The 852-nt window shown below is 35.4% G+C and carries 1 pseudogene; it reads right to left on the reverse strand.

The annotated features are described in order from the left end of the window. Nucleotides 1-852 (reverse strand): annotated as a pseudogene (locus M901_RS05550) (hypothetical protein); the annotation flags it as partial.

Below are 852 nucleotides of genomic sequence, written 5' to 3' on the forward strand. Positions count from 1 at the left end.
CAAATTTTAGACCAGCATTTACTACTAAACTTATGAATGCAGGGTGAACGTCAAGATCTGTAGTTGCTTTCTCGTATAAATGTCCTTTTCGTAATGTTGAAGTTCTTTTTACTAGTAATTTTATTAAATTATACGCACTGTATTTATCAGTTTTTGAACTAGGATGAATCATCAATCTCTGTTCGCGAAGTCTTGTTTTCTTATTTACAGAAGCTCCCTTTGCTTTTGTTGATTTAATAAATACCCAGTCATTTTCCATAGGAATTGGGTCATAAATATAATCATCTGGATCTATTCGTTCGGTGATATCGGGTGACCAACCAGTTTCGAAGCAAATCGCTATTTTAATAGCGATCAGTTCACGTAAATCCGGGTAGATATATGATATTAATTTTGTATATGTTAGTTCTGGGGCTTCTAATACAAATGAAGTGTACCCAGGAATGTTTTGCATGACCATTCTCTTTGCGAGGGTTTTAAATGTTGTTGTAAGATTTGTATATGTAAGGTCTTTGGGAATATAAAATTTTCCATTTTCTGCCAAATCTTCATTTGATGCATTATTAGGAAAATTTGGATGAATAGAATATATTGTAGCAATGGCATTTTTTAGGCTTTCATGCCAGTCAGTAAATCTAGGTAACGCTGGATCTGGGTTAGCTCGGTGCCAAAAGTCGATGCCGATTTTGTTGCTAACCACTCCTGATTTTCGGGCACTCTGAAAAATTTCATCTTTCTTATAAGCAACGTCAATTTCTTCTCTTAGAAATTCTTCCAATTTGACTATTTGTTCTGAGCTTAGTGGTTGAAAATGCGTTGGTCTCGGTTTTTCCGGAACAGGCCATTCGTCGG

Source organism: Bacteriovorax sp. DB6_IX (genome assembly GCF_000447775.1).
Taxonomy (GTDB): Bacteria; Bdellovibrionota; Bacteriovoracia; order Bacteriovoracales; family Bacteriovoracaceae; genus Halobacteriovorax_A.